At 46.1% G+C, this 1,915-nt stretch carries 1 protein-coding gene; it reads left to right on the plus strand.

From position 1 onward, the window contains the following. The first annotated feature begins 628 nt into the window (after nt 1-628). Nucleotides 629-1,828 (plus strand): alanine dehydrogenase, encoded by a 1,200-nt coding sequence (locus IH597_10455; GenBank protein MBE0662876.1) that lies wholly within the window; start codon nt 629-631, stop codon nt 1,826-1,828. The last annotated feature ends 87 nt before the right edge of the window (nt 1,829-1,915 follow it).

Here is a 1,915-nt window from a genome sequence, read left to right on the forward strand (position 1 = left end):
GGATACGAGGATTATTTCTACAGCGGAGATTACTGTTTTGTCGAGTGGCCAGAACTCATCGAGCCCTTGTTGCCCGAAGATACTGTGAATGTTCAAATTACAGTGAATGAGTCCGACGGTAGCCGGTTATTCAGCTTTTAATCCTTCAATTTCTGTCCTCCACTTCTTTTGACTGATCATGAGATTACGATTTAAGCCTGTAGTCTTCCTGTTTTGCTGCGAAAAGAATTTAAGGTCAGCCCCAGGAACCATCAGCTGAGGTTATTTGGGACTGGCCTTATAAAAATTTCGCCAATTTTCAAGGGAAGGATTGCAGGGCTGGCCTGCAGCAAGCGATACAGAAGCAAGCGTTGGCTTGTGTGCAGGTGCGCTTGTATCGCGTGAGCAATCTGACCCGTAGAAAATTAGAAATTTTTATTAAGCCTTGATTTTTTGGTACTTTTGGATCCCCGCCTGACCAGTCGGGCAGGAAGCCAAAAGTACGGAAAGAAAAGTTGAAGAACTGCTTTTCTATGGGTGACCGCACGTTTACTATCCTTTTCCTCTTTTTTGAAGCCCATTCAAAAAATGTATTTACTTTTGAAACACTTTATCAAGTAGTTTGATGGACAAGTAAATACTTTTACCCATGAATATCAGCGCCAGAGAAAAACTGCTCCCGCAGGAGGAGACCCTCGAAATAACAAAATCAGGAAAGAAACTCACGATCGGGCTTCCGTTTGAGTCCTCATTCCAGGAAAACCGTATTGCCCTGATACCGGATGCGGTGAAAACACTGGTAAAACATGGACATGAAATAGTGATGCAACGTAACGCCGGCCTTGCCGCCCATTTTTCCGACCATGAGTATGCTGAAGCAGGGGCATTTATTACCGAGACCCCGGAGGAGGTATTCAAATCTGATATAATTTTAAAGGTGGCGCCTTTGTCGGATAGCGAAATTGATTACTTAAGGGGAAGGCAGTATTTGATCAGCGCCCTGCACCTGAATGCGCAAACAAAGGAGTATTTTCAGAAGTTGATCCAGCGAAAGATATCAGCCATTGCTTTTGAGTACATTAAAGATAAAACCAATGCCTCGCCTGTTGTAAGGTCTATCAGCGAGATTGCCGGAACAGCCTCCATTCAGATTGCTGCCGAATACCTTGCACATCCTGAGTTTGGAAATGGCAGGATGCTGGGCGGATTTACCGGAATAGCAGCCTCTGAAGTGGTGATACTGGGCGCCGGCACTGTGGGTGAATATGCAGCAAGAATGGCCATCGGGATGGGGGCAGTGGTCAAGGTTTTCGACAACAATGTGTACAAACTGAGGAAGCTGAAATCCGAGGTCAGCCAGGGGTTGTTTACCTCCACGGTACAAACCGCTGAATTACAAAAAGCGCTGATTAACGCTGACGTGGTGATTTGTGCCGTTCATTCGCGCCATCATCGCTCACCAATTTTAATTACCGCGGAAATGGTGGCGATGATGAAAGAAGGTTCAGTGATTGTGGATGTTAGTATTGACCAGGGGGGCTGCGCTGAGACCTCGTTTACGACTACCCACGAAAAGCCTGTCTTCCGTGTTCATGGCGTAACGCATTACTGTGTACCCAACATTGCCTCCCGCGTGCCCAACACCGCATCCATTGCCCTTAGTAACTTTTTCGCTCCTATGCTTATCCGGGCCGGCGATCTTGGTGGAATTGACAAGTTGCTGTCGTCCGATTTTTACTTCAGACAGGGTGTTTATCTTTACAACGGCATACTTTCAAACAAAATCATCGGGGAATATTTCGGGTTGCCTTACCAGGATATGGATTTGCTCATGGCAGCGTTTCATTGATCCAGTTCAGGAGCCTGCTGATCAAATCTTCAATCCAAAACCCGTTTGTCAGCAATTTCCTTATCCGTTTCATAGGAACTCATGTTG

This window comes from Bacteroidales bacterium, assembly GCA_014860575.1.
GTDB lineage: Bacteria > Bacteroidota > Bacteroidia > Bacteroidales > JAAYJT01 > JAAYJT01.

Bases quoted from the DNA above. Each gene is read 5' to 3' on its own strand.
- IH597_10455 (MBE0662876.1), top strand. From the start codon at position 629: ATGAATATCAGCGCCAGAGAAAAACTGCTCCCGCAGGAGGAGACCCTC.